The sequence below is a fragment of the Hyphomicrobium denitrificans 1NES1 genome (assembly GCF_000230975.2).
Taxonomy (GTDB): domain Bacteria; phylum Pseudomonadota; class Alphaproteobacteria; order Rhizobiales; family Hyphomicrobiaceae; genus Hyphomicrobium_B; species Hyphomicrobium_B denitrificans_A.
Genome location: NC_021172.1, coordinates 2,827,475 through 2,854,291, shown reverse-complemented (window position 1 = coordinate 2,854,291; position 26,817 = coordinate 2,827,475). Strand labels below are relative to the sequence as shown.

Genomic DNA, 26,817 nt, shown 5'->3' with positions numbered 1-26,817 from the left:
AACGCGCAACTGAGGGAGATTCGTGTTGAGCAAACTATCGATAGCTGTCGTCGGCGCTGGCATTACCGGCCTATGGCAGGCTTATACGCACGCGCGCGCGGGCCATCGTGTTCGCCTTGTCGAGCAGAGCAGCGAACCCTTCGCCGCGTGCGCGAGCCGCTTGGCAGCGGCAATGATCGCTCCGGAGTGTGAAGCTGAAGGCGCGCCCGCTGTCGTTCGTGATCTCGGCCGCGAGAGTATCGTGCTGTGGCACAAGGCGTATCCCGGCACGATTGTCAACGGCACGCTCGTCGTTGCACCGCCGCGTGACAGCTCAGACCTGACACGGTTCGAGCAGATGACGGAGCGGCATGAGGTCGTTGCGGCGCATCGCATCGCGAAGCTCGAACCTGATCTCTCCGGGCGCTTCGAGCGAGGTCTTTTCTTTCCCGATGAGGCCCATGTCGTTGCGACCGAAGCGCTGGAATGGCTGCTTTGTGAGGGGCGCACGTTGGGTGTCGCGACCGAATTCGGCCAGCCCTTCAAGCCCAGCGGCGAGGACGTGGCGATCGACTGCCGCGGAATAGGCGCGCGGCAGGATCTCCCGTTGCTTCGTGGTGTTCGCGGCGAGCGCATCCTCATTCAGTCGCATGATGTCGGTCTGTCGCGGCCGGTGCGGCTGTTGCACCCTCGTCAGTCAATCTACATCGTGCCGCAAGGCGATGGCCGCTATGTCATCGGCGCAAGCCTGCTCGAGCGCGAGGACGACAGCCCGATGACGGTGAAGTCGGCGCTCGATCTCTTGGGTACAGCCTACGCGCTCCACCCGGCTTTCGGAGAAGCGGCGATTCTCGATATGGGTGCAGGCGTGAGGCCGGCATTTCCCGACAACGTTCCGCGCGCCCTCGTTGAAGATGGAGGCAGGACGATCCGCGTGAATGGCACCTATCGTCACGGTTTCCTTCTCGCGCCTGTTCTGGCGCAGGCAGTGGGCGGGTTTTTGTCAGACGGCCGGCGTGACAGCCCGCTGTTCGACAGCCCCCGCGCTTGACGCTAGCTTTTCCGCAATCGTCTTTTTCGCAAGATCGAGCGCCGCGACATAGTCAGGCTTGCCGGAGCCAAGCAGTGGAATCTTGCCGACGATGAGAATATCGGCAGGAACCATCAGCTCCGTCGCGCCCTTGCGCCGCGCAAACTGAACAAACGCTTCGCGCGTGCACGTTGGATCTGTCGTCAGCAGAGCCAGGCGCTCGCCCTTGCGCGCGTCGGGGAGCGCGACGACGACCGTGATCAAATTCGGCCAAAGCTCTGCAGCTAACGCTTCGACGGCTGACAGCGATACTATCTCGCCCGCAATCTTGGCGAAGCGCTTCGCCCGCCCCTTGATCGTGATGAATCCCTGCGGATCAATCTCGACGATGTCGCCTGTGTCATGCCAGCCGTTGGAAGGCGGCTCGAGAACGCCGGGATTTTCCGCGCGATAATAGCCAAGCATGACGTTCGGGCCGCGCACGTAGAGACGCCCGCCGGTCTCGATTCCGGGCACGGGTTCAAGTCGCGCCTCCATTAGCGGCGACAGGCGCCCGACAGTCCCAGCCTTGTTGGCGAGCGGCGTGTTGATGGCAAGAACGGGCGCAGTTTCGGTCACGCCATATCCTTCGAGAATACGCACGCCGAAGCGGTCCATGTAGAGCAGTCGCGTGCGATCCTTGATCGCTTCGGCTCCGGCGAGCACGAGGCGCACGCGTGCAAAATCGTAAGGGTGCGCAACGCGCGCATAGCCGGAGAGGAACGTGTCCGTGCCGAACAGGATCGTCGCATTCGAGCCGTAAACGAGCTCGGGAATGATGCGGTAATGCAGCGGTGTCGGATAGAGATACACAGGCACGCCCGCGACAAGCGGCATCAGGAGGCCCGCGGTCAATCCGAACGAATGAAAAACAGGCAGCGCGTTAAAGACTTTGTCGCTGCCGTTGCACGCGACGCGCGTCAGGCTTTGTGCGCAGTTGGCAAGCAGATTGCGGTGGGAAAGAACGACGCCCTTCGGCAAGCCTTCCGAGCCCGACGTAAAAAGGATCGCAGCAGGTGCATTGCAGTCGCGCTCGACCTGCGGCTTGCCACCCCGAGCCAAACCTTTGATTTTGTCGGAAAACGTGACGGTCGCGCGCACGTCTTCGAGATAGACGATATGCGCGACGGTGCTGATCGCCTCGACGAGGGCTTCGAAATGCCCCTTCTCGACAAACGCTCGCGACGTCAACACGACTGTGACGTTCGCCGCCTTGCAGGCTGCGATGACGTTCGCCGCACCTGCCGTGAAGTTCAGCATCGCAGGAACGCGGCCCATGGTTTGAAGGGCGAAGAACGTCACTGCAACGCCCGCCGAATTCGGAAGAAGGACGCCGACCGATTGCCCGACCGGCGGCAGCATCGGTGCGAGCTTCGCGCCGAGAACCTGCGCGCCGACGATAAGCTTTTTGTATGTGAGCTTTGTGCCGAGCGGGTCCTGGATCGCAGGCTTGCCTGTATCGCGCGTCTGCCGAGCTTGAACGAGAGCTTGAAACAGCGTCTGATCGATCGGCGTCGTCAGAACGGCGGAGTCCGTCATCACATCCTGCAATGCCGCGCCCGCCGCCAGTCGCCGCTGCTTGCCGCGCAGGTTCGGATCGACTTTCAATTTGACCGGCGGCAGGATCGTCACGATCGTTTTTGGGAACCACGCTTTTTTCGCTTGCGCTTTGCTCAGGTAGCCGAAGTGCGAGCGCTCAAGACCGTCGATGCGGACCGGAATGACCGGTGCATCCGCCTTGTCCGCGATCATCGCCGTTCCGTCGTAAACCTTCATCAAGCCGCCGGTGACGGTCAGGCGACCTTCCGGAAAAATGATGAGCGACGAGCCGTCTTTGACTTCCTGAATGAGGTGCCGCATGCCGAGCGGCCGCGTCGGATCGATGGCGTAGAATTTGGCGAGCTTCAAAAATGGCTTCACCCACCAGGTATTGGCCATGCCGGTATCGACGGCAAAAATCGCGTGCGAGGGAAGCAAAGCGTGCATCAGTCCCGCATCGAGCAGGCTGACATGATTGGGCGCGATGACGGCTTTCTCTCCGGGCTTCGGCAGATTTTCGAGTCCTTTGACTTCGACGCCGAAAAAAGTCCGGAACAGGAAGACCCCGACATCCTTGACTCCCTCGGCACCCCAGGCGCGCAGCACGAGTGCAACGACGATGAGATTGGCGACGCCGATACCGGCATAAAGAAGCGCGACGGAAACTTTTTCATACTGCAGCGCTGCAATCGCCAGTCCTATGAGCGTCATGAATGCCGCCGACAGCACATTGCAGCCGGCAATCACTCGCGAGCGGCGTTCGACCGGCGACCACGCCTGCACCGACGCGAACGAAGGCACGATGAAAAGACCTCCCGCAAACGCTATGCCCGCGAGATCGATCAGCATGTGGATGCCGCTGAACGAAGCGAGCAGCTCGGAAACTCCGATCGGCTGCGGTGCCGGTGTGATCCGCGATGCCAGTAGCGCCAAATCGATGAGGAACAAGCCCATGAGCAGCGCGCCGATAGGCACCAGCGCCAGATTTGGCCTGTTCCGGCTCGCCCGTGCCGCTGCGATCGAGCCGACGGCGACCGCGACGGCAAATGTGAAAAGAGCAAGCGTGTAGACGGCAGGCGCACCGTTCAGAGTGTGAGGAACGAGGTTCTGCAAGAGCGCCAGAACGGCTGCGCCGACCAACCAGAACCATGATGTAATGAGCGCGCCTTGCCAGATGCGCCTATCGCTGCGCAGATCTCTGATGAGCGTGCTCGTCGACGTGACGATGTTCTTATCGACGACGAGGTCCGGAACGGTAGAGGGTGCCGGGGGAATAAGTCGTGCGCACAGCCAACCGAGGATCGAGATCACCACAATCGCGCTGGCGACGAGGCCGATCTCCCTGTCTCCTTCGGATGCAAGGTTGCCGCCGATCGTGCCGAGCAGGATGGCGATAAACGTCGCGCCCTCGATCAGCGCGTTGCCGGCGGGAAGCTCTTTGATTTCGAGATGGGTCGGCAGCAGCCCGTACTTCACCGGACCGAAAAAAGCGCTAAGCGTGCCGAACAGGATCAGCGCAATGAAGAGCAGTGGAACGGAGGGCAGCAGGAATCCCACCGCAGCCGCAAACGCGACGGGAATTTCGGCAAGACGCACGCGCGCCGCAACCTGCGCCTTGTCGAACTTGTCGGCATATTGGCCCGCGAGCGCCGAAAACAGGAAGAAAGGCAGGATGAGCGCCGCGCCCGCCAGCGTGCCGATCGCCGGACCGTTCTCCATCGCGAGCCGATAGACAACGAGCATCGCCAGCGCATTCTTGAGCAGATTGTCGTTGAGCGCGGCAAGCAACTGACTCCAGAACAACGGAGCGAAGCGTTGGGAGGACATCAATTGCGTGAACATCCGGGCCATCCTCGGTGCGGGCGAGCGGGAAAGGGAACTTAGCCAATGCGGCAGATTGGCGGTACTTTGACCCGTTCACCGCGTTTACGGTAATAAATCGCGAAATGCTCTAGTAAACGCCGTGGAAAGGCCTACTTCCAGCAGGTCCACGAAGACCAAGCCGATGCTGAACGCGATGCCGAAAATTGAACTTGTCGTCAATGGCCGGAAGTCCGAAACACGAGCACAAACGCTTGCCGGGCTTCTGGACGAGCGTGAGCTGTCGGATGCGAAGGTCGCGACCGCGCTGAACGGTCATTTCGTACCCGAGGCGAAGCGTGCTACGACACGTATCGGAGCTGGCGATAGCGTCGAGATCGTCTCCGCGCGCCAGGGCGGCTGAGTGAGCATCTCAAACCCATGAATGTTCGAGATCAAAGTCTGCATAGGGAGCAAACGCTGTCATTCTACGGCGTGCCTGTGCCGTCGCGGCTTTTACTCGGCACGGCCGGTTACCCTTCCCCGGCGATACTGGCCGAAGCCGCCAAAGCCTCGGGCGCGTCCGTTATGACGGTTTCGCTCCGTCGTGAAGCGGCGGGGGGCAAGATCGGCCAGCGGTTTCTCGACATCATCAAAAGTCTCGGGGTCCGCATTCTTCCCAACACTGCCGGATGCCGCACGGCGCGCGACGCGATCACAACGGCTGAAATGGCACGCGAACTGTTTGGTACGGATTGGGTCAAGCTCGAAGTCATCGCCAATGACGATACTTTGCAACCCGATGTGTTCGGGCTCGTTGAAGCCGCGCGCGTGCTCACCGCCGACGGCTTCAAGGTCTTTCCCTATACAACCGAAGATCTCTCGGTGGCCGAGCGCCTGCAGAAGACAGGCTGCGAGGTCATCATGCCGTGGGCGGCACCGATCGGCAGCGGCCGTGGCCTTGCAAACATCGCGGCGCTCAAGAGCCTGCGCGCCTACTTCCCTGATCTGAAGCTTGTGATCGACGCCGGTATCGGCGCACCCTCGCACGCGGCTCATGCGATGGAGCTTGGCTACGATGCCGTGCTGCTCAACACCGCGGTCGCCAAAGCTGCCGATCCCGTTCGCATGGCCGAAGCGTTCGCCAAGGCCATCGAGGCCGGACGTATCGGCTGCGATGCGGGCCTGATGCCGCCGCGCGACATGGCCGTACCGTCGACACCGGTCGCGGGCACGCCGTTTTTCGATATTGAGTGAGCCGGATTTGAATCGCATGCCGGTGAAGCTCGCACCTTTCTATCCGATCGTCCCGGACATCGGCTGGCTTGAGCGCATCGTGCAGCTCGGCGTCAAACTCGTGCAACTCAGGATCAAGGATGCAACGCGCGGCGCCATCGTCGATCAGACGCGCCGTGCGCTCGATGTCACCAAGGCACACGGCTGCCAACTGGTCCTGAACGATTACTGGGACGTGGCCATCGAAACCGGCGCCGATTTCATTCACCTCGGTCAGGAGGACTTGCAGGCTGCCGACCTTGTGGCACTGAGGAAAGCGGGAATCCGCGTCGGGGTCTCGACCCACGACGAAACGGAACTCGAGACGGCCTTGTTGGTATATCCGGATTATGTTGCGCTGGGGCCGATCTACCGAACTAAGCTGAAGATCATGCCCTGGGCGCCGCAAGGCCTTGAACGGCTTAAGTTATGGCGCAGCAAAATCGGGGCGCTTCCGCTTGTGGCCATCGGAGGCTTGACGCCTGACAGGGCCACGGGAGCGGCAGATGCCGGTGCCGACAGCTTGGCCGTGATCACCGATTTTGTAACGGCCTCGGATCCGGACGCCCGCATCCGCGAATGGCTCAAATGGGCAGCCGACAGACGGTCTTAACCAACCCGCCCAACCATCCGATTTGACAGGAGCGCGCGTTCCGGTGGATTAAATCCAGGCCCAACTCCCAGTTGAACGAAGGTGCCTCGCGCGTATGCCGTACAGGTTCAAGATCGATGAGTCGGTTGAGAAGGGCTTTCGGCGTATTGCGCGCGAGCAGCTCGATGTGGCGCTTCAGGAACTCGCTGCGCCGGAAGTGCAACCGAAAGGTGTGCACGAATGCCGGAAAGCGCTGAAGCGTTTGCGAGGACTGGTGCGATTGACTGCGCCGGCGCTCGGCAAGGACAAGGCGCGCAAGCGCTTAAACGCCTTGAGCGAGATCGCTCAACTGCTCGCCGGTCACCGCGATCAGGCAGTAATGCTCGATACGCTCGCAAAGCTCACAGCAGAGAGGGAGCCGGATGGCGCGCTGACGCTCGCGCCGCTTAATGCGCATTTTGCGAAGAGCTTAGGCGATGCGCAACAACCGCTTGATCCTGGTTCTGCTGCAAAGGTACGGCTGATGCTTCTGCGCGAAGCCAAGAAATTTTCACGCGCAGGCATTCGTAAGCGAGGTTTCGCGGCCCTCGAAGGCGGCCTCGCAAAAAGCTATCGCCATGCCCGCAAATCTTTGAAAATCGCTTACAGCGAGCCGACGGACGAAACCTTCCACACGCTGCGCAAATCGGTACAGTGGCACTGGCGGCAGATGAGCCTGCTTGCCCGCGCCTGGCCCGACGAGTTCGCGGTCAGGGTAGCGGTCGCGCGGGAACTATCGCAAATTCTCGGAGACGATCACGATTTGGCGCTCCTGATCGCCGAGACGGTGAAGGCCGATGATATATCTTCCGAGCAAAAGGAAGCGATCGTCGACTTGTGTCTTCATAAGCAGCAAGCGCTACGCGCGGCAGCAGAATTTCGCGCCGAGCTGCTTTTTGCCGAGATGCCGCGCGCCTTCATGAAGCGGATGGAGGCGTACTGGAAATTCGGTAGTGCCATGCGGGCTCTGGAGATCGTGCATAGAGCGCGTCCAGATGAACCTCAAGCCGTGCATTTGGCAGCTCTCGACGCTCCGGTGGCCCACGCCGACGTCAAGCCCGCCGTAGCAAAGCCGCGGCTTACGGCGAAGACCGCGACCGCAGCGCCATCGCAACGGCGCGCTTGATCCGTTATTCTCACATTGCGGTTTCATGGAACTGGTAAGCGGATGAACGAAGCGCTGAAATCGACAATGTTTACCGACGGAGGCGACCACAAAATGGTTGCCCACGGCCGCATCGGCGTCCTGTTGCTCAATCTCGGGACGCCTGACGGCACGGATTACTGGTCAATGCGCCGCTATCTCAAAGAGTTTCTATCGGACGAGCGCGTAATCGAGGAGCCGCGATGGAAGTGGTGGCCGATCCTGAATCTCATCATCCTGACTGTCCGGCCTGGTCGCAAGGGTAAGGACTACGCAACGATCTGGAACAACGAGAAAGACGAAAGTCCGATCAAGACGATCAGCCGTAACCAGGCCATTCAGCTTGCGGAGCGTTTGAAGGACCAAAATGGCATTATCGTCGACTGGGCGATGCGCTATGCGAATCCGACGACGGAAAGCCGTATTCTGGCGCTGAAAGAGCAAGGCTGCGATCGCATCTTGCTTTTGCCTCTCTATCCGCAGTACGCGGCAGCGACGACTGCGACAGCCTGCGATCACGCCTTTCGTGCCTTGATGAAAATGCGCTGGCAGCCGGCCGTTCGCGCGGCACCGGCCTATTACGATGATCCCGCATACATCGATGCGCTGGCGCGTTCGATGCAGCAAAGCCTCGCGAAGCTCGATTTCGAGCCGGAGAAGATCATCGCGACTTTCCACGGGATGCCGGAAAAGTATTTCGCGAAGGGCGATCCTTATCACTGCCAATGCCAGAAGACGTCACGGCTGTTGCGCGAGAAGCTTGGCATCGCCCAGGAGCGCTGGTTGACGACGTTTCAATCTCGCTTCGGCACCGACCCGTGGCTGCAGCCCTATACCGACAAGACGGTCGAAAGTCTCGCCAAATCGGGAACGAAAAAGATTGCGCTCGTCGCGCCGGGCTTCTCCGCCGATTGCCTCGAGACGCTGGAAGAACTCGATCGCGAGAACCGGCATATTTTCGAGTCGAACGGCGGCGAGAAATTCGCCTATTTGCCGGCGCTCAACGACAGCCCTGAGGGCATCGATGTCATCGAAGCGGTTGCACGGCGCGAGCTGATGGGCTGGATCTAACGGTCGGCCGGTTATGTAGTCACGCGACCCCGAGACGTAAGAGATCATGGATGTGAATGAGACCGACGGGCTTCTGCTTCTCGACCACGAACAGCGCGGTGATCGATGACGCGTTGATGAGTTCAAGCGCCGCCGATGTCAGCATTGTCGTCGAGATCGTTTTCGGCTTCGCCGTCATGATCTCATCGACTTTGGCCCGAAGCAGATTGGCGCCCATATGGCGACGCAAGTCGCCGTCGGTGATCACCCCAATAAGGCGTCCGCGCTTGTCTACGACGCCGACGCAGCCGAAGCTTTTTTCGGTCATCGTGACCAAGGCATTGGCCATAGACTCCCCGCTCTTAATCAGCGGTAGCCGTTCACCCCTGTGCATGATGTCGGAGACATACTTGAGGTTGGCTCCGAGCGAACCACCGGGGTGGAAAATCTTGAAATCGTGAGCGGTAAACCCGCGAGCTTCGAGAAGCGCGATCGCGAGGCTGTCGCCGAGTGCAAGCTGCATCGTCGTCGATGTCGTCGGTGCCAGGCCGTGTGGACAGGCTTCCTTCGCGCGCGGCAGGAGCAGCACGACGTCGGCCTGTTCGCCGAGCGCCGACTTCGCCTGTGAGGTGATGGCAATCAGTGGCACCGCGAAGCGGCGCGAATAGGTGATGATCGGTTTGAGTTCGACGGTTTCGCCGGACCATGACAAAGCTAGGATAAGGTCGGAGTGGGTGACCATCCCGAGGTCGCCATGCGATGCTTCGCTCGGATGCACGAAAAACGCCGGTGTCCCGGTCGAGGCGAACGTGGCGGCGATCTTCTGGCCGACGTGGCCGCTCTTCCCGATGCCGGTGACAATGACGCGACCCTTGACGGCGACGAGACGGCGCATGGCCTCCTCGAATGGGCCGACCAGCGGACCGTCAAGCTCTTTGGCGAGTTGAACGAGACCTTCCGATTCAAGGTTGAGCGTTCGTACCGCCGAGGCAACGGAAGTTTCGACGTTTGCCTTCGTGCCGGAACCAGTTGGCTTCGTCCGGGGGCTGCGGAATGGGACGACCTTGGGCATTGGTGAAACGAGTCCTTCCCCCGTTGAGGCGGGTCGATACGCGAGCCCGCAAGACACAGGCTTGGTTTAGCAATTCCCCGTGCCTGCCGCCACGCCGGGACCGGCTCTTACCCCCTATTTTAAAGTCTCGTTAACCAGCCGTTTCTAGGGTGATTCAGTCAAATTGTTTGCGTTCGCGTGATTTTCTTTCATGGGAACGCTCGCAAATGGGCGACCGGCGTCATGCCTGGTTTAATTGGAGCTTGGTCGCTGCGGTACTGATTTTAGTACCTGCGGATGCGCGCCTCTCGCATGCCCAGGGTTTCGGTCGGCAAAACATAACCAGCATTGAAGAAACCGGTGCGTCCGACGCGTCTGAGCTTGGCCCGGATGAGCCCGACAGCCAGGGCCTCGATGGGAGCAACCCCGCCCCCGGTGCAGCCTCGCCAAATTCCGACGACAATCCGGGAGCGCAGGAGGACGCGACCGACCCGGTGGACCCAAATTCTACGGCGGACCAAAACGACAACGACGAGAACGCGAACCGCGCCGGCCCACGTGAGCCGGGGGAAGCCAATCCCGGCAACCTGACCAGCGGAGAGCCTCTGACGCCGCCGGATGGCATCGATGTCTCTCCTGCGGGTGCTCGCGACGCGGCTGAATTTGATCTTTCCGATCAGCGCACCGCGCGGCGCGATCCGCTGCTTTACCAGATCGAGGATTTGAATCCGATTACCGACAATCGGACGACGGCGCGCCTTTTCCGGCAGGAACCATACGATCCGGTCGGCATAAGGGTCGGGAGCTTCGTGCTGTTCCCGGAGCTGAACCTTGGAACGTCCTACTATTCAAATGTCTTTCATGCCCCATCGGCAGAATCGGACGTTGCATTCGACATCGTACCGTCGGCTCGACTCGTTTCGAACTGGTCACGCCATGCGCTGGAATTCAGCGCCACGGGCATCTTGAGCTTCTACAACGAATACCAGACGGAAGATGATCGCGACTATCAGCTCGAAGCGCGCGGTCGCCTCGACATAACGAGCCGCGCCAACATCCAGGCGCTCATCTCGCGCCAGCAGTTTTTTGAGGATCGCTCGGCTCTCGATGCCAGCTCGGTCGGCACGCGCGCCAAGATCATCGAAGATCAAGCCGAGGCTGCCTATAATCAGCGCTTCAACCGCCTGTCGCTGCAGTTTCGCGGCAGCATAAGCGATTACAGCTACGGTCCGACCGAAGATGCGGGGGTGGTCACAAACAACAGCGATCGCGATTACACGCAATACGAGGAAGCCGCGCGCGCAATGTGGGAGCCGAAGCCCGAGCTTTCCCCGTTTTTCGAGGTTGCCGTCAATCATCGCGATTATTCGGAAGCGGCCCAATCCGACGGCATCAATCGCACGTCGAACGGGCAACGCTATCGCTTCGGCATTTCGTTCGGAAACAACGGCGAGATCGTGCGCGGCGAGATCAGCCTCGGATACGGCATCCAGACGCCGACCGATCGACGATTGCATCCCGTCGATGGGCTGATCATCGACGCCAATGCGTCGTGGCGCGTAACGCCGTTGACGTCGATCTTGTTCACCGCGCTGTCGGACGTTTCCGAAACGACGACGACAGATGTCGGCGGTGCTTTCTACCGCTCTGCGGGCGTTGAAGTCCGCCACGCGCTGCGAAGCTATCTCGTCGTCTCGGCGGCCTTCAATTATTCGAATCAGGATTCTGGGGACGGCGTCATCAGCGACAACGAGTTCCGCGAGATCCTGGGAATCGAATACTACGCCGATCGCAACACGGTGCTCTTCGGTCGCTACGAGCACGTCAATTTCGATGGCATCGGCGTTCCGAACGACTACATCGGCGACGAAGTCCACGTCGGAGTGAAGCTCCGCCGCTGATCGGCTTGACGTTCTTTTCCGCGCAAAGGCGTAACAGACCCCGAAACCGCTGCCTTATGCACGGCCGTCGAGAAGCCGTTGGATCTCGCGCTTGAAGTCGCCGGCAAGATCGTCGCGTTCGAGCGCCAGAGCCACGTTCGCCGTCAAGAAACCAAGCTTCGAGCCGCAATCGTAGATAGTGCCGTCAAAACGAACGGCATGAAATGGCTGCTTGGCGTCCTGCATCAGGCGGATCATCGAGTCCGTAAGCTGGATTTCTCCGCCTGCGCCACGTTCCTGTTTTTCAAGAAGCGCAAAAATCTCCGGCTGCAGAATATAGCGGCCCGTGATGTGCAGATTGGACGGCGCCGTTCCGGGCTTCGGCTTCTCGACCATTCCGGTAATTGGCGAAACGTCGGCCTTCGCGTCCTTGACGCCGACGATGCCGTATTGATGCGTCTGATCGTCCGGCACCGGCGCAACCGCGATGAGATTGCCGCCGTTCTTATCATAGGCGGAAATCATATCCGCGAGACATGGGCGCCGGCCGTGATGCAGCATGTCTGGAAGTAGCAGAGCGAACGGTTCATTGCCGACGATCTCGCGCGCGCACCAAACGGCGTGGCCCAATCCCAAAGGTGCCTGCTGGCGGGTAAAGCTCGTCTGCCCTGCCTCCGGAAGGTCACGGGTCAGCGCTTCGAGTTCCTTCGTCTTGCCGCGTGCCGCGAGCGTAGACTCGAGTTCGAATTGATTGTCGAAGTGATCCTCGATCACGCCTTTGTTGCGTCCGGTGACGAAAATGAAGTGCTCGATACCGGCAGCACGCGCTTCGTCGACGACGTGCTGCAGGACAGGCCGGTCGACGACGGTCAGCATCTCCTTCGGCACGGCTTTGGTTGCTGGAAGGAAGCGCGTCCCCAGTCCGGCCACGGGAAACACGGCTTTACGGATGGGCCTGATTGCAGCGTTCATTGCATGCTCCGGAAAAATATAAATCTGCTGGCAAGACCCGTCTGATAAGGATCGAACCTCGCCGGCTGCCGTTAACGCGCAGCCGTGCGGAAAACGCGGCGGCGGCGACAGTTAGCGCCAATTTGCCGCCACGGGTAGACTGTGCCGGCGGGCTCATTTGATATGTCTATAAAACTTGAGGGTTGCGTTAAATTATGAGCGTTTTGGTCACGGGCGGCGCCGGATACATCGGCAGCCACATGGTTCTGGGGCTTTTGGATGCCGGTGAGAAGGTGGTCGTCATCGACAACCTGTCGACGGGGTATCGCTGGGCCGTTGCGCCCGGAGCAGAACTCATCGTTGCCGATATTGCCGATACCGGCGTCGTCAGGGAAACGATCCGCGACCATGGCGTAACCGCGATCATCCATTTCGCGGGCTCGATCGTCGTTCCGGATTCGGTCGCCGATCCGCTTGGCTACTATCTGAACAATACTGTCAAATCGCGCGGTCTGATTGCGACGGCCGTCGAGACCGGCGTCAAGAATTTCATCTTCTCTTCGACCGCGGCTGTCTATGGCAACCCGAAGGAAAATCCGGTTACCGAAACGGCTGCGCTGACGCCGATGTCACCCTACGGGTCGTCGAAGCTGATGACCGAAATCATGCTCGCGGATACATCGCGGGCCCACGATTTCCGCTTCGTCGCGCTGCGCTATTTCAACGTCGCAGGTGCCGATCCCAAGGGCCGCTCAGGCCAGTCGACGCCGAAAGCGACGCACCTGATCAAGGTCGCGTGCGAGACGGCAATCGGCAAGCGCAGCCAGATGGAAGTCTTCGGGACCGACTATCCGACTGCCGACGGCACGTGCATTCGCGATTACATCCAGGTGAGCGACCTTGCCGCCGCTCATCTCGTCGCGTTGAAATATCTGCGCAGCGGTGGCGCCTCCGAGATCTTCAACTGCGGATATTCGAAGGGCTATTCCGTGCACGAGGTGATCGCGGCCGTGAAGCGCGCCTCGGGCAACGATTTCAAAGTCGTGCTGTCGCCGCGCCGCGCTGGCGATCCCGCGGCGATCGTCGCGGCTTCGGCCAAGATCCGCAATGAGCTCGGTTGGAAGCCACAGTATGACAATCTCGACGAGATCGTGGCTCAGGCGCTGCGCTGGGAGCGGGGTGTCGATCAATTGAAAGCTTCAGCAGCCGGATAAAGCCGCAAAAATGCCCTGAAATCCGAGCATCCGGGCAGGAACGGAGCCCGATCGGATACAGGGAGGACAACGGCGAGATGCGGCTGAGCAGGACAATCCACGGTTTCGCCGAAGCGCTCGGCCTTGCCCTCGCGATCTTTGTCCTGAGTACGGCGGCCAATGCGCGCCCGGCCACGGATTTCCGGACGTTTGTCGAAAGTCTTTGGCCGGATGCGAAGGCCGCCGGCGTCAGCCGCAAGACCTTCGATGCGGCCTTTGCCGGCGTCGAACCTGATTATTCCATCCCCGATCTCGATCTTCCGGGTCGCCCGAAGATCGACAATAGCGGGCAGGCCGAGTTCACAAAAACCGCCGCCGACTATTTGTCGGCTCCGTACCTCGAAAAGCTCGGCGTCCAGGGTCGCGCGTTTCTCAAAGACCACGAGGCGGCGCTGAAGCGCATCGAACAGCTGACCGGCGTCGACCGCTATACGCTCGTTGCGATCTGGGGGCGCGAGACGGCCTACGGCTCCTATCACCCGCCGAAGGACGCAATCCGTATGCTTGCAACGCTCGCCTATACCGGCAAGCGCAAGGAGAGATTTCACGACGAGCTGATAGCAGCACTAAAAATGCTGCAGATGGGCATTCCGCGCTCGGACATGAAATCGTCCTGGGCGGGTGCCGTGGGGCTCACCCAGGCGATGCCGACGGAATACTTGCAGTATGCAATCGACGGTGACGGCGACGGCAAGATCGACATCTGGCGCTCTGTCGCCGATGCACTGGCTTTCACCGCGCGACAGCTTCAAGGTAAGGGATGGGTGCGCGGCACCCGTTGGGGATACGAGGTGATCGCGCCGGCGCACGCCGATTGCTCGCTCGAAGGTCCGCCCGACGCGCGTCCGATTGCCGACTGGGTGCGAATGGGATTCAAGCCCGCAAACGGCAAACCCTTCACCCGCGACGAGCTTAAGCAAGAGGCCTATTTGATGATGCCAGGCGGCGCCTATGGTCCGGCATTCCTGGCGGCGCAGAACTTCCGCGTCATCCGGCTCTACAACACATCCGACCTCTATGCGCTGTTCGTCGGAAATCTCTCGGACCGGATCCGGGGCGGCGGCGGCTTCGTGACGCCGTGGAAGGATTTTGAGCAGCCCCGAACCGCAACCGTCCACAATCTGCAGGCCCGTCTCCAGAAACTTGGCTACCCGATGGACAAGATCGACGGCAAGATCGGCTCGAATACGCGTAAACAGATCGGCCTCTACCAGAAGGCCACCCGCCTTAAAATCGATTGCTGGCCATCGGATGCAGTGCTTGCCGCCGCCAATGCCCAGGCAAATCGCTGATCTCGGATACGTCCAGACGTTGGAGTGCGACCGCCGACGCGCTATGGTCCGGCAGGAATCGCGAATTTTGAGATCGCGTTTCGGAGAGGCGAAGGCACGCGCACGAATGGTTGATGTTTGGCAGAAACTCCGGCTTTCGCTCGCGGCAATCGCGATCGCGCTGGGCGCTGCCATGGCGATCCCGGCAAATGCCGTGGATATGGAGCAAGGCACAACCTTCCTGACGCCGTTCCCGGACAACGACATCTATCAGGTCACCGTCTTTGGCGATGGCTTTGCCGAAGGGTTGCTCGGCGGCCTCGTGCAGGCGTTCGGTTCCGACGCCCGTCTCAACATCCAGCGGCAGATCACGCCCATCGCCAACATCTCGACGTGGGACTTCGAAGGCAAAACGGTCGCGCTGGAACAGAAGATTGCCGGGCAACCGCTTAACATCGCCGTCGTAATGATCGGCGAAGACGATCGCAACCCGTTCCGCAGTCCCGACGGCAAGCGCATCGCCGTCGGCAGCGATGCATGGATCGCCGAATACACGCGACGCATCGACAGACTGATGCGCGCCTTCAAGCGCAAGAACGCCAGCGTCTATTGGGTCGGCTTGCCGAACTTTGCGCGCAGCGATGCTAACGAGCTGGCGCAGCGCATGAACGACGTGATCCGCGAGCGCGCCTATCTCAACGGCTATAAGTACATAGACATCTATCAGGGCTTTACCGATGAAAACGGCGGTTATTCCGCATACGGTCCCGATCTCGAAGGCGCGATACGTCTGCTGCGCGTGCGCGACGGGATCAATTTTACGGCCGCCGGCAATCGCAGGCTCGCGCATTTCGTCGAGAAGGAGCTGAGGTCTGACCTCACGCAGGCAAAGAGCAACCGCAACATGCCGTTGCTCGGCGCCGAAGCTGAGCAGGAAAAGATCAATCCCGGCAACTCCGTGAAAACACCTGCCCCATCGTCGCCCGTCGCTGACAGCGCTTCCGCAAACGCAAAAGCGCCTGTCGTTCGGAGCGCGGCGACCGATGGAACGCCGCCGTCTTCGGCAAGCGCCGCATCGGGCGATCAGAAGGCCGACAATGGCAAAATCACGCTGAAGCTCATCGGCAGCAACGGGCGCGAGGAAACGCAAACGATCGACATTCTCCGCCCGCCCATCCCGGCCTCCGTCGTCGCGTTGATGGCGCGGCGCGAAGGTTCGGGCCCTCGTGGCGATCTTGTCGTCGACCAGATCGGCGGCGGGCTGACGTTGATGAGTTCGATCACGCCGCCAGGAAACCGGGATCGCGGACGCCTTTCGCCGACGCAGGCTCCTTACTTCCGGTTGCTCGTCAAGGGCGAGCGCCTGCAGCCGAAGCCGGGCCGCGCCGATGACGTATCGTGGCCGCCGAAGAACGACTCGACCACGGACGCAAAACCCGCCGATCCGGTGCCGCGCGGCTAAGTTCTCCTTTGAAACGCGATGTTGAGTTTTGGATGCGCGGCTTCGCTCCATGGCCTTCGTGCGCTCCCCCGTTAAAGTAAGGAGATGCAGCTCCTCGTCTTTGCGGCGGTCCTGCTTGCAGCCTTTCTGCATGCGGCCTGGAACGCCCTCGTAAAGAGTGCCGGCGATAAGTTCCTGACGACCATCATGGTCGCGACGTCGGCCGCGTTACTTGCGGCGATCGCGCTGCCGTTTCTTACCCAGCCTGGGTCTGAGAGCTGGTCGTACATTGCGGGTTCGGCGCTGATCCACGTCGCCTATTTCACCCTTGTCGCGCTCGCCTACCACCACGCCGACATGAGTCAGACCTATCCATTGATGCGAGGAACGGCACCTTTTCTCGTGGCACTGGTTGGCGCACTTACGCTCAACGAGCCGCTTTCGTACTCCGCCTGGATCGGCATCAGCCTCATTTCATTGGGCGTTCTGAGCATGGTCGGATTCAAGCAGGACGGCGACGGCAAAGGCATCGCAATTGCGCTTTGCAATGCGACGATCATTGCAAGCTATACGCTGATCGATGGGCACGGCGTGCGGCATTCCGGGTCGCCGGTCGCCTATACGCTCTGGGTTTTTATGCTGACCGGAATCCCGCTTGCCGGGTGGGTCATAGCCGCACACGGAAAGACGGCATTCATCCGCGCAGGGTTAGACTGGCGGCTTGTTTTGGTTGGTGGACTAGGGACGCTCGCCGCCTACAGTCTTGTCCTCTGGGCCATGACAGCCGCGCCGGTAGCTGTCGTCGCGGCACTCCGCGAGACGTCCATCCTGTTCGGTACGGTCATCTCAGGTTTTGTGTTGAAAGAACGTATCGGCGCAGCGCGGCTGGCAGCCGCGTGCGTCATCGCGTTCGGTGCCGTCGCACTCCGTCTCGCGTGAACGTTGCGTCCGGCTTCAACGCGGCAGCGCTGTCGTGCCCATCAGAAACTTGTCGATCGCGTGCGCGGCTTGGCGCCCCTCTCGGATCGCCCACACGACGAGCGACTGACCGCGGCGAACATCGCCGGCACAGAAAAGCTTCGGAGAAGTCGCAAGCTTATATTCCCGGTCCGTCGCATCGAGACCCTTGAAGCGCCCGCGGGCAACGACTGGAAGCTGCAACTCCTTGATGACATCGTCCTCGGCAGGGCCGGAAAAGCCCATCGCGAACAGCACGAGATCGGCATCGAGCGCGCCTTCCGTACCTTTGATCGGCTGCAGGTTCGCATTGACGCGCGTGTAGTGCAGCTTCTTCACCTTGCCGTCTTCGCCGGTGAAGCCTGTCGTCGAGATCGAGTATTCGGTCTTAGCACCCTCGGCCTGAGACGATGAGATGCGCAGCTTCAGCGGCCAATGCGGCCAGGAAAGCGCCTTGTTCTCCTTCATCGGCGGCACCGGCATGATTTCGAGTTGCGTGACGCTCTTGGCGCCTTGCCGGAACGACGTGCCGATGCAGTCCGAACCCGTATCGCCGCCGCCGATGACGATCACGTGCTTGTCCTTCGCCGAAATTTCCCTGGTCTTCGGCCTTTGCGGTTCGCCTGCGTTGCGGCGGTTCTGCTGCGGCAGGAATTCCATCGCGTAGTGCAGACCGTCAAGATCGCGGCCCGGCGATTCAGCGAAGAAATCGAACGGCTTCTCCGAGCCCATCGCGATCAGCACGGCGTCATGCTTGCTCTCGAGGTACTTCGCCGAGAGATCCTGCCCGACGTGGATGCCGCAATGGAACGTGACGCCCTCGGCCTCCATCTGCTTGATGCGCCGCGCGATAACGGTCTTTTCCATCTTGAAATCTGGAATCCCGTAGACGAGCAGGCCGCCGGGGCGCGCATTCTTTTCGTAAACGTGCACATCGTGGCCGGCACGCGCAAGCTGCTGAGCCGCGGCGAGCCCTGCCGGACCCGATCCGATGATCGCAACCTTCTTGCCTGTCTTCTTTTGCGGCGGCTGCGGATGCAGCCACCCTTCCTCAGCCGCGCGATCGGCAATCGCGCATTCGATGGTTTTGATCGTTACCGGCTTGTCCTCGATATTGAGCGTGCACGCTGCTTCGCAGGGTGCCGGGCAGATCCGCCCCGTAACCTCCGGAAAATTGTTCGTCGAATAGAGGTTTTCCGCCGCCTTCTTCCAGTCGCCGCGGTAGACGAGATCGTTCCAGTCCGGGATCTGATTGTTGACCGGGCAGCCGTTGTGACAATACGGAATTCCGCAGTCCATGCAGCGCGCAGCCTGGCTTTTAACGCTCGACTCCGGAAGCGGCTCAACGAACTCTTTCCAGTGCTTCAATCGCTCCTCGACCGGCCGGTAAGTGCGGTCGGCGCGTTCGATCTCGAGAAAACCCGTCAGCTTGCCCATGCTTGTGTCGTCTTTCTATTCGTTCCTTGCCGGTCGCGAACCCAATTACACTTTCGCCACTGCTTCCGCTTCGCGATTCGTCTCGCGAGCCTTCGCAAGTTCGGTCAGCGCGCGGCGATACTCGATCGGCATGACCTTTTTGAACTTCGGCAAATAGGACGCAAAGTCGTTCAGGATGGCCAACGCGCGCTGCGAGTTGGTGTAGTGCGCATGGCGTGCGATCAGGGTGTGAAGCCGTTCCGCATCCTGTTTGCGCATGTCGACCATCACGTTTCGAATCGCGATCGCGACGTCGCCGCCCTGCTGCGCAAGTTTCTGAAGCGAGCCTGGATCGGCGGAAAGCGCCTCGAGCTGCACCATGTCCTTGTTGAGATTGTTTGCGAAGTCGCCCGTTTCGTCGAGCACGTAGGCGATGCCGCCCGACATTCCGGCTGCGAAATTGCGCCCTGTCCGACCGAGCACGACAACGACGCCGCCGGTCATGTATTCGCAGCCGTGATCGCCGGTGCCTTCGACGACCGCATAAGCGCCCGAATTCCTGACGGCAAAGCGCTCGCCGGCGACGCCGCAGAAATAGCATTCACCTGTGATGGCGCCATAGAGCACCGTGTTGCCGACGATGATCGAGTCTTCCGGCGTGATGCCGGATTTGGGATCTGGCCGCACGATCAGCTTGCCGCCCGAAAGGCCCTTGCCGACGTAGTCATTGCCTTCGCCGGTCAGATCGAGCGTTACGCCGTGCGTTGCCCAGGCGCCGAATGCCTGGCCTGCGGTGCCCTTGAGCGACAGCCAGATTGTGTCCTCTGGAAGCCCCGCATGGCCGTAACGCCTCGCGACTTCGCCCGACAGCATCGCGCCGGTTGAGCGGTTGATGTTCTTGATAGCGAATTCAGCCTTGATGGCCTTCTTCGTTTCGAGAGCCGGCTTCGCTGCTTCGATCAGCTTGACGTCAAGCACCTTGTCGAGACCGTGGTTCTGGCGCTCGCTGTTGTAGATCGCGACGCCCTTCGGAGCATTCGGCTTGTGGAAGAGCTTCGTGAAATCGAGGCCGCGCGCTTTCCAGTGTTCGATGGCGCGATCCTTGTCGAGCTGGTCGGTCTGCCCGATCATCTCGCTGAACGTATGGAAGCCAAGCTGTGCCATGATTTCGCGGACTTCCTCCGCAACGAAGAAGAAGAAGTTGATGACATGCTCAGGCTTGCCCGTGAACTTGGCGCGCAGAACAGGGTCCTGCGTCGCGACGCCGACAGGACATGTGTTGAGATGGCACTTGCGCATCATGATGCAGCCCGCCGCGATCAAAGGAGCGGTTGCAAAGCCGAACTCGTCGGCGCCGAGCAGCGCACCGATGACGACGTCGCGGCCGGTCCTAATGCCGCCGTCGACCTGAACGGCGATGCGTCCCCTGAGGCGATTGCCGACGAGCGTTTGATGCGTTTCAGCGAGGCCGATCTCCCAGGGCGAGCCAGCATGCTTGATAGACGTCAGTGGTGAAGCGCCCGTGCCGCCCTCGAAGCCGGAGATCGTCACATGGTCTGCGCGCGCCTTCGCAACACCGGCGGCGACGGTGCCGACGCCGACCTCCGACACGAGCTTTACCGAAACGTCGGCTTTCGGGTTGACGTTCTTCAGGTCGTAGATGAGCTGCGCCAGGTCTTCGATCGAGTAGATGTCATGATGCGGCGGCGGCGAAATCAGGCCGACGCCCGGAGTGGCGTGGCGCACCTTCGCAATCGTCGCGTCGACCTTGTGGCCCGGCAGCTGGCCGCCTTCGCCGGGCTTGGCACCCTGCGCCATCTTGATCTGCATCATGTCGGAATTGACGAGATATTCCGTCGTCACGCCGAACCGTCCGGACGCAACCTGCTTGATCGCGGAGCGCATCGAATCGCCGTTTTGGAGGGGCTTGAAGCGATCGGCCTCTTCGCCGCCTTCGCCCGTGTTCGAGCGCCCGCCGATGCGGTTCATCGCAATCGCGAGAGTTGTGTGGGCTTCGCGGCTGATCGAGCCGAAGCTCATTGCGCCAGTCGCAAACCGCTTCACGATGCTGGCCGCCGGTTCGACTTCGTCGAGCGGGATCGGCTTGCGGCCCATGCTTTCCGCCGAGCGAATGCGGAACATGCCGCGTAGCGTCATCAACTGTTCGGACTGGTCGTTGATCGACTTCGAATAGTCGCGGAACTTTTGCGGGACGCGACCGCTCATTGCGGCGGCGTTATCGGTGCCGCGAACCGCATGCTGCAGATCGGCAACCGTCCATGGCCGCCACATGTGAGATTCGCCGCGCACGCGGTAGGCATACTCGCCACCGACTTCCAGCGCATTTGCCAGCACCGGAGCATCGCCGAAAGCTGCCTTGTGCCGCTCGACGGTCTCGCGCGCGATCTCACGCAACCCAACGCCTTCGACTTGGGTATGCGTGCCGGTGAAGTAGCGATCGATGAAGGTCGAACGCAGCCCGACGGCATCGAAAATCTGCGCGCCGCAGTAGGACTGGTAGGTCGAGATGCCCATCTTCGCCATGACCTTCAGCATGGCTTTGCCGATGGCCTTGATGAACCGCTTCTTGACGAGGTCCGGCGTTGTGCCCTCGGGCAGATCCGGAATCATCGAATAAAGCGTCTCGAACGCGAGATAGGGATTGATCGCTTCCGCGCCGTATCCGGCGAGTGTGCAGAATTGATGGATCTCGTGCGCTTCACCCGTCTCGATCACAAGCCCGACCGACGTTCTGAGGCCTTGCTTGATCAAGTGATGATGCACGGCCGATGTCGCGAGCAGCGATGGAATGGCAATGCGATCCGGTCCTGTGCGACGGTCCGAGAGAATGATGATGTTGTATTCCTTGGCGCGCACGAACTCTTCGGCTTCCGCGCAGACGCCGTCGAGCGCCGGCCCCATGCCCGCTTCGCCCTTCTCGGCGGGATAGGTGATGTCGATAGTAATCGACGCGAAGTCGTTGTCCTTGACGGCGCCGATGCCGCGGATGCGTTCGAGATCTTCGTTCGTCAGGATCGGCTGATCGACCTCGAGGCGCTTTTGCTTCGATGTTCCTTCGAGTTCGAGAATGTTCGGGCGCGGCCCGATGAACGAGACGAGGCTCATCACCAGTTCTTCGCGGATCGAATCGATCGGCGGGTTGGTGACCTGCGCGAAGTTCTGCTTGAAGTAGGTGTGCAAAAGCTTCGACTTCGACGACAGCGCCGAGATCGGCGCATCGTTGCCCATCGCGCCGATCGCTTCCTCACCCTTTTCTGCCATTGGAGAAAGCAGAAACTTGATGCTTTCCTGCGTGTAGCCGAAGGATTGCTGCAGATCCAAAAGCGCAACGTTCGACTTTGCCGAAGCTGCGGCTTTGGCGGGCAACGGCAGATCGGCGACCTTGATCTGCGTGCGCTTCAGCCAGGTTTCGTAAGGATGGCTTGCGGCAATCTCGGCTTTCAATTCTTCGTCTGAAACGATGCGACCCTTCTCAAGATCGATCAGCAGCATCTTGCCGGGCTGCAGCCGCCACTTCTTGACGATCCTTTCTTCGTCGACCGGCAGCACGCCCGATTCCGACGACATGATGACGGTGTCGTCCTTCGTCACGAGATAACGCGCGGGCCGGAGCCCGTTACGGTCGAGCGTCGCACCGATCTGACGGCCGTCCGTAAAGGCCATCGCCGCCGGGCCGTCCCACGGTTCCATCAGACAGGCGTGATATTCGTAGAAGGCACGCCGCTTCGCGTCCATCGTCGGATTGCCGGCCCACGCTTCGGGGATCAGCATCATCGCCGCGTGCGCGAGGCTGTAACCGCCCATCGTCAGGAATTCGAGTGCATTGTCGAAGCACGCCGTATCGGACTGGCCTTCATAGGAGATCGGCCAGAGCTTTGAGATGTCTGCGCCGAACAATGGCGACGAGACGGATGCTTGCCGCGCCGCCATCCAGTTGACGTTGCCGCGGAGTGTATTGATTTCGCCGTTGTGCGCGACCATCCGGTAGGGATGGGCGAGCCTCCAGGATGGAAAGGTATTGGTTGAGAAGCGCTGGTGGACGAGCGCCAATGCCGACGTCAGGCGCGGGTCGGAAAGATCCTTGAAATAGACCTTCACCTGATATGACAGGAACATGCCCTTGTAGACGACCGTCCGCGTCGACAGCGACACGGTATAGTGACCGATGTCACGGCCCTTGTAGGCATCGTGGATCGCGTTCGAGACGACCTTGCGGACAATATAAAGGCGCCGTTCGAACTCATCCTGATCCGCGATGGAATGAGGTTGTCCGATGAAAACCTGCCGGTGCACCGGCTCGCTGGCGCGGACCATCGGGGAAAGGCAGCTGTTGTCGACCGGAACCGAACGCCACCCGAGAAGCTTCAGGCCTTCTTCCTTGACGCATCGCGCCCAGACCCGTTCGCAGTGTGCTCTCAACCGCTCGTCTTGCGGCATGAAGACATGGCCCACGGCATAATCGCCGAACTCCGGCAGTTCGAAGCCGAGCGCCTTCGTTTCCGCCGCCAGAAAATCATGTGGAATTTGGATCAGGATACCCGCACCGTCGCCCGACAGCGGATCGGCTCCGACTGCGCCGCGGTGCTCAAGGTTTTCCAGAATTTTGAGTGCGCTCTCGACGATCGAGTGCGACTTCTGGCCTTTCAGATTAGCGATAAAGCCGACACCGCACGCGTCCCGCTCAAGCGCCGGATCGAAAAGCCCCTCAGGTGCCGGGCGGCCCTCTGGTCCGATTTCATCTTCCAGCGGGGGTAGGTAGCCTTCGCTCATCTTTGCCTCGTGCGGCCATCGCTGGCCTCTGATCATGAACGTTCGTAAGTTTTTATCTCATTGGCAGGAGCCATCGGATTTGGGCTCGATCTGCATTTCAATTCGGGGACGGCTGATGCGTCGCCTGTGAGCGCTTTTCGACGGACCGCGGTTGAAATTTCGACCCTGGACAACCGTTTGTCTGGGGTTCCGAAATGCTACGCGAGCTGCGGTCGCCGTCAGCGCGTCGATTTTCGACGCATGCGTTTCGTCGCGGCCGCCGTCGAAGGCGACCGGGCATCTGGCGGACGTGCTTTCAAATGCAGCATCGGCGTTCCAATAAAGGTCAGCAATACTGACCTATGTGCTTCATTCTACAGATTTGCGACCCACACACAAGTGGGAAAGCATATAACTTTTGAACGACGTTTTTGGACAGTCGAGCAGCGCGCTCACGCGATAAATTGACGAGGCCGGCGGTGTTGGACCGGCATGGCAAAGCAGCCGCGTGCAAAGCACACGGCTGCTCGGCATTTTCAACGAGTTTAAAGTCTGCTAGGCGGCCTGAGCCTCAAGCTGCTTTGCCTCACTGGAGCCGATCGCAATCGTCCGCGGCTTTTTGCTTTCCGGAACATTGCGGACGAGATCGACATGCAGGAGGCCGTTCTCGAACTTGGCGCCCGTCACGTCGACGTGATCGGCAAGCTGGAAGCGCCGCTCGAAAGCCCGGGCTGCGATGCCACGGTGAAGGTAGGTCTTGCCCTCCGCTTCTGCGGCCTTCTCACCGGAAACAGACAGCGTCTGTTCCTTGACCTCGATTTTTAGCTCCTCGGGTGAAAAACCTGCCACCGCAAGAGAGATGCGATACGCATTTTCGCCAGTCCGCTCGATATTGTAGGGCGGATAGGTCGATTCGCTGTCGAAGCCCGTCGACTGATCCAACAGCTGAAACAGGCGGTCGAAGCCGATGGCAGAACGATAGAAGGGAGCAAATTCGGTGTGTCGCATGAACATATCCTCCATGAGAAGCGACATGTGAGCCGGCCCGGCGATCGAGTCCGGCTCTTCCTGGTGCGGCCCCGCTTCGCGGCAACCGCAACAAAGAGGTAGGAAGAGCAAGTTCTACTTCAAGAGGCCCGTCGATGGGCTGCCAAGTGCCTAGGCGGCACGCTAGACTTTGTTAACGCCGCAGACGCGCCGCAAGCCGGAGAGCGCCATGAAACTCGTATCACTCTCGATCAACCCGGTGCCGAGCGGCGCGATGGTTGCAGAATTTGACGGCTACGACGGCCTCAAGCTGCGTTCCGCACTTTGGCAGCCGACGCGCGGACCGGTTCGCGGCACGGTCTGCATCGTGCAAGGGCGCGGTGAATTCATCGAAAAATATTTTGAGGTAATCGCGGATCTCCGCCGCCGCGGCTTTGCCGTTGCGACTTTCGATCTGAGAGGCCAGGGAGGTTCCGAGCGCCTGCTCTCAAACCCCCACAAAGGTCACGTTATCGCTTTCACCGAATACGATCGCGATCTTGCGATCTTCATAGACGAAATCGTCAAGCCGGCGCTGCCTCAACCGCTGATCGGGCTCGGCCATTCGCTTGGCGGCAACATCCTTCTCCGCAATGCGCAGGACGAGGCGAGCCCATTCGCCCGCATGGTTCTCATGGCGCCGATGATCGCAATTCATCAAAATATGCTCGGTGTCAGTCCTGCCGCCGCGCGTATCTATGCGAACGTCGCGTGCCTGTTTGGCTTCGCCGGAGCGTATGTCCGGGGCGGAGGCGACGAGCCGGACGATTTCAAGGATTTTGAAACGAACCGGCTGACGTCGGACCATGTGCGCTGGTCGCGCAACAAAGCGGTCATCGAGGCAGCCCCCGAACTGGCAACTGGCTCGCCGACCGTCGGCTGGCTGAGAGCGGCGCTCAGAAGCACGGCCATGCTGCTTCGGCCCGACTATCCGAAATATGTCTGCGTTCCGATGATGCTTTTCGCGGCCGGAGCCGACAAAGTCGTCTCGACCCAGGCGATTGAAGACTTTGCCGTCGACCTGAAGTTCGGCGCACACATTCTGATGCCGGGGTCCCGCCACGAGATCCTCCAGGAAACAGACGCAGTGCGCCAGCGTTTCTGGGCCGCTTTCGATGCCTACATGGGCATTACGGCTACATCGTCGGAAAAGGCTTAAGCCTTATTGATCAGCGTCAGCACTGCTTCGTGCAGACGGGTATCGCCGCATGCGATGATGTCGCCGCCGCTCGACGCGGCGCCGCCCGTCCATGTCGTGACGCGCCCGCCCGCCCTTTCGATGATCGGAATGAGCGCGACGATATCGTAGGGCTTGAGGCCCGGTTCGAGCACGATGTCGATGAACCCTGCCGCAAGCAGGCAATAATTATAGCAGTCGCCGCCATATCGGGTCAGCCGCGCGGACGCTTTGAGGCGGTCGAGAACGGCAGCCTGGTCTGCGCTTTCGAACAGGTCCGGATGTGTCGACGCCAGCACCGCATCTGCGAGATTTGCACACGCGCGTGTCTTGAGACGTGCCGGCCGGCCGCCACCGACGCTGTGATAGGATGCGCGGTCGCCGGACCAGAAACGTTCGCCCGTAAACGGCTGATCCATCAGTCCGAAAAACGGCTTTCCGTCTCGCAGCACGCCGATGAGAGTGCCCCACAGCGGCGACCCGATGATGAAAGATCTCGTCCCGTCGATCGGATCGATGACCCACTGGTACGGACTGTCGCCCCCTTTCGTACCGAACTCCTCGCCGAAAACTCCGTCGTTGGGCATTTTCGCTGCAAGGGCTTGGACAATCGCCTTCTCTGCACCCCTGTCGGCCTTCGTGACCGGGTCAAATGCGCCGCCGCCGGCCTTGTTTTCCACAGGTAAGGCTTTGCGGAAGTGTTTGAGAACGACCGGGCCCGAAATATCGGCCAGTTCATGAGCCACTCGCACGATGGCTTGGAAATCTGCTGCGGGCAACGACCCGGACACGCGCTCACCTTGTATTTTCAAGTGCTTGCCTATGATGGTACATGGCGAGCAAATCTATTGGGAACAAAGTACAATATTAAATCAGTTATATCCAAGTAACCTAAGTTGTGGCGCGCTAGATACATCTATTTGCGAATGCGCTATGGCTATACTCGTGGAGATTGCGAGCGCCGCCGAAGCAGATCATCTTTGCCCTGCGGTTGTGTGAACACGCTTCTTCGCAATCGCTGCCCAATTTGGGCGTTTCCTCCCTAGACTTGGGCCGTTCTTACGAACGGCCTTTCTTTATGCCGGTCCGGCCGGCGGCGTGAGCTATGCGAGATCCGCGCTTTTTAGCTTCCAGCTC

General features: G+C 60.4%; 19 protein-coding genes. 12 read left to right on the top strand and 7 right to left on the bottom strand.

Going from position 1 to position 26,817, the window contains the following annotated elements:
• Window positions 1-22: 22 nt before the first annotated feature.
• Window positions 23-1,030 (top strand): FAD-dependent oxidoreductase, encoded by a 1,008-nt coding sequence (locus HYPDE_RS13655; RefSeq protein WP_144061271.1) that lies wholly within the window; start codon window positions 23-25, stop codon window positions 1,028-1,030.
• On the opposite strand, the gene HYPDE_RS13650 is transcribed toward HYPDE_RS13655, so the two are convergent.
• Entirely contained in the window at window positions 983-4,429 is a 3,447-nt protein-coding gene (locus HYPDE_RS13650; protein ID WP_015599076.1) for an acyl-[ACP]--phospholipid O-acyltransferase, read from the bottom strand. The genes HYPDE_RS13655 and HYPDE_RS13650 overlap by 48 nt on opposite strands.
• Before the next feature lie 163 nt (window positions 4,430-4,592).
• Between HYPDE_RS13650 and thiS the strand changes: the two genes are divergently transcribed.
• From thiS to hemH, 5 genes are all read left to right on the top strand, one after another.
• The gene (gene thiS / locus HYPDE_RS13645; protein ID WP_015599075.1) at window positions 4,593-4,811 is read left to right on the top strand and encodes a sulfur carrier protein ThiS; all 219 of its coding nucleotides are present in this window, start codon (window positions 4,593-4,595) and stop codon (window positions 4,809-4,811) included.
• A gap of 17 nt (window positions 4,812-4,828) precedes the next feature.
• On the top strand, window positions 4,829-5,644 hold the full coding sequence (locus HYPDE_RS13640; RefSeq protein ID WP_051112005.1) for a thiazole synthase: 816 nt from the start codon (window positions 4,829-4,831) through the stop codon (window positions 5,642-5,644).
• A gap of 16 nt (window positions 5,645-5,660) precedes the next feature.
• Entirely contained in the window at window positions 5,661-6,275 is a 615-nt protein-coding gene (locus HYPDE_RS13635) for a thiamine phosphate synthase (protein WP_081625129.1), read from the top strand.
• A 94-nt stretch (window positions 6,276-6,369) separates the two neighbouring features.
• Entirely contained in the window at window positions 6,370-7,419 is a 1,050-nt protein-coding gene (locus tag HYPDE_RS13630) for a CHAD domain-containing protein (RefSeq protein WP_015599072.1), read from the top strand.
• A 42-nt stretch (window positions 7,420-7,461) separates the two neighbouring features.
• Complete coding sequence (hemH, locus tag HYPDE_RS13625; RefSeq protein ID WP_015599071.1) at window positions 7,462-8,508, top strand: ferrochelatase; 1,047 nt, start codon at window positions 7,462-7,464, stop codon at window positions 8,506-8,508.
• Window positions 8,509-8,527: 19 nt separating this feature from the next.
• Here the strand turns inward: hemH and HYPDE_RS13620 are convergent, their stop codons facing one another.
• On the bottom strand, window positions 8,528-9,559 hold the full coding sequence (locus tag HYPDE_RS13620; protein ID WP_015599070.1) for a KpsF/GutQ family sugar-phosphate isomerase: 1,032 nt from the start codon (window positions 9,557-9,559) through the stop codon (window positions 8,528-8,530).
• A gap of 206 nt (window positions 9,560-9,765) precedes the next feature.
• Between HYPDE_RS13620 and HYPDE_RS13615 the strand changes: the two genes are divergently transcribed.
• Complete coding sequence (locus HYPDE_RS13615; RefSeq protein WP_015599069.1) at window positions 9,766-11,439, top strand: outer membrane beta-barrel protein; 1,674 nt, start codon at window positions 9,766-9,768, stop codon at window positions 11,437-11,439.
• Between the two features lie 54 nt (window positions 11,440-11,493).
• On the opposite strand, the gene galU is transcribed toward HYPDE_RS13615, so the two are convergent.
• A complete protein-coding gene (gene galU, locus HYPDE_RS13610) occupies window positions 11,494-12,390 on the bottom strand; it encodes a UTP--glucose-1-phosphate uridylyltransferase GalU (protein ID WP_015599068.1) in 897 nt (298 codons plus the stop codon).
• Between the two features lie 194 nt (window positions 12,391-12,584).
• On the opposite strand from galU, the gene galE reads away from it, so the two are divergent.
• From galE to HYPDE_RS13590, 4 genes are all read left to right on the top strand, one after another.
• Window positions 12,585-13,583 carry a UDP-glucose 4-epimerase GalE gene (gene galE, locus HYPDE_RS13605; RefSeq protein WP_015599067.1) on the top strand — a complete coding sequence of 333 codons (999 nt, stop codon included), beginning with the start codon at window positions 12,585-12,587 and terminating at the stop codon, window positions 13,581-13,583.
• Between the two features lie 77 nt (window positions 13,584-13,660).
• Complete coding sequence (locus HYPDE_RS13600) at window positions 13,661-14,914, top strand: lytic murein transglycosylase (RefSeq protein WP_015599066.1); 1,254 nt, start codon at window positions 13,661-13,663, stop codon at window positions 14,912-14,914.
• 106 nt (window positions 14,915-15,020) lie between these two features.
• Window positions 15,021-16,355 carry an SGNH/GDSL hydrolase family protein gene (locus HYPDE_RS13595; protein WP_041321325.1) on the top strand — a complete coding sequence of 445 codons (1,335 nt, stop codon included), beginning with the start codon at window positions 15,021-15,023 and terminating at the stop codon, window positions 16,353-16,355.
• A gap of 84 nt (window positions 16,356-16,439) precedes the next feature.
• On the top strand, window positions 16,440-17,273 hold the full coding sequence (locus HYPDE_RS13590) for an EamA family transporter (RefSeq protein ID WP_015599064.1): 834 nt from the start codon (window positions 16,440-16,442) through the stop codon (window positions 17,271-17,273).
• Between the two features lie 15 nt (window positions 17,274-17,288).
• Here HYPDE_RS13590 and HYPDE_RS13585 read toward each other — a convergent pair whose 3' ends face one another.
• From HYPDE_RS13585 to HYPDE_RS13570, 3 genes are all read right to left on the bottom strand, one after another.
• A complete protein-coding gene (locus HYPDE_RS13585) occupies window positions 17,289-18,728 on the bottom strand; it encodes a glutamate synthase subunit beta (RefSeq protein ID WP_015599063.1) in 1,440 nt (479 codons plus the stop codon).
• A gap of 45 nt (window positions 18,729-18,773) precedes the next feature.
• On the bottom strand, window positions 18,774-23,498 hold the full coding sequence (gltB, locus tag HYPDE_RS13580; RefSeq protein ID WP_041321323.1) for a glutamate synthase large subunit: 4,725 nt from the start codon (window positions 23,496-23,498) through the stop codon (window positions 18,774-18,776).
• 534 nt (window positions 23,499-24,032) lie between these two features.
• Window positions 24,033-24,485, bottom strand: coding sequence for an Hsp20 family protein (locus HYPDE_RS13570; protein ID WP_041321321.1), 453 nt, complete (start codon window positions 24,483-24,485; stop codon window positions 24,033-24,035).
• A 208-nt stretch (window positions 24,486-24,693) separates the two neighbouring features.
• Between HYPDE_RS13570 and HYPDE_RS13565 the strand changes: the two genes are divergently transcribed.
• Window positions 24,694-25,662: an alpha/beta fold hydrolase gene (locus HYPDE_RS13565; protein WP_041321319.1), complete on the top strand. Its 969-nt coding sequence runs from the start codon at window positions 24,694-24,696 to the stop codon at window positions 25,660-25,662.
• Here the strand turns inward: HYPDE_RS13565 and hisN are convergent.
• Window positions 25,659-26,471 (bottom strand): histidinol-phosphatase, encoded by an 813-nt coding sequence (gene hisN / locus HYPDE_RS13560; protein WP_015599058.1) that lies wholly within the window; start codon window positions 26,469-26,471, stop codon window positions 25,659-25,661. The two genes, HYPDE_RS13565 and hisN, sit on opposite strands and share 4 nt — an antisense overlap.
• Window positions 26,472-26,817 lie beyond the last annotated feature (346 nt).